We start from the raw sequence: 1237 nt of genomic DNA on the forward strand, positions 1-1237 counted from the left end.
CGACGACGTCCTCGGGCCACTGGTTGGCCTCCGCCAGCAGCACCGTGTCCGGGTACTGCGTGTCGATCTCCTTGCGCACCCGCTTCAGGAAGGCGTGCGTGGCGGGCAAATTCTCGCAGTTGGTGCCCTCGGCCGCGTACAGATACGGCACCGCGTCCAGCCGGAAGCCGTCGATCCCCAGGTCCAGCCAGAACTTCAGGGCCGCCAGGATCTCCTCCTGCACGCGCGGGTTCTCGTAGTTGAGGTCCGGCTGGTGGGAGAAGAAGCGGTGGAAGTAGTACTGCCCCCGCACCGGGTCGTAGGTCCAGTTGGAGGCCTCGGTGTCGACGAAGATGATCCGCGCGTCCGGGTAGCCCTTGTCGTCGTCGGCCCACACGTAGAAGTCGCCGTACGGTCCGCCGGGGTCCTTCCGCGACTCCTGGAACCACGGGTGTTCGTCGCTGGTGTGGTTCATGACGAAGTCGATGATCACGCGCATGCCGCGCTGGTGCGCCGCGTCCGCGAACTCGACGAAGTCGGCGAGGTCGCCGAAGTCGGGCAGGACGGCGGTGTAGTCGGCGACGTCGTAGCCCCCGTCGCGCAGCGGGGACTTGAAGAAGGGCGGCAGCCACAGGCAGTCGACGCCGAGCCACTGCAGGTAGTCCAGTTTGGCGGTCAGGCCCTTCAGGTCGCCGATGCCGTCACCGTTGCTGTCCTGGAAGGAGCGGACGAGCACCTCGTAGAAGACGGCGCGTTTGAACCATTCCGGGTCCCGGTCCTTGGCCGGTGTGTCCTCGAAGGTGTCCGGCACTGGCTCGTTCACGGTCATGGCGTTCCTGGCCCTCCGTTTCGCTGAGCGGCGGGCGGTCGCCGGACGTGCAGAACATGCGCGGGAGCCCGCCCCGGCTCGAGGCGCACGTAGTTGGCGCTGCCCCATTGGTAGGTCTCGCCGGTGAGCTCGTCGCGCACCGGCACCGACTCGTGCCACTCCAGGCCGAGTTGCGGCATGTCCAACGAGACCGTGGCCTCCTGGGGGTGACGGGGGTCGAGGTTGGCGACCACGAGCACGACATCGAAGCCGCTGCGCTTGCTGTACGCGATGACGCGGTCGTTGTCGGTTCCGTGGAAACGGAGGTTTCTGAGGCGGTGGAGCGCGGGGTGCTCCCGCCGGATGGTGTTGAGCCGGGTGATGAGGGGGGCGATGGTGCGGCCCTCGCGTTCGGCGGTCTCCCAGTCGCGGGGTTTGAGCTGGTATTTC

Annotated in this window: 1 protein-coding gene and 1 pseudogene; both read right to left on the bottom strand. The window is 67.3% G+C overall.

What is annotated here, in order from left to right:
- Nucleotides 1-808 (bottom strand): alpha-amylase family glycosyl hydrolase (locus IE178_RS35000; protein ID WP_318280426.1); only part of this gene is annotated, 808 nt, incomplete at its 3' end.
- Nucleotides 805-1237: pseudogene (locus tag IE178_RS35005) on the bottom strand (alpha-1,4-glucan--maltose-1-phosphate maltosyltransferase); the annotation flags it as partial. The gene IE178_RS35000 and the pseudogene IE178_RS35005, both read right to left, overlap by 4 nt.

The organism is Streptomyces griseoloalbus, from assembly GCA_014650015.1.
GTDB classification, from domain to species: Bacteria; Actinomycetota; Actinomycetes; order Streptomycetales; family Streptomycetaceae; genus Streptomyces; species Streptomyces griseoloalbus.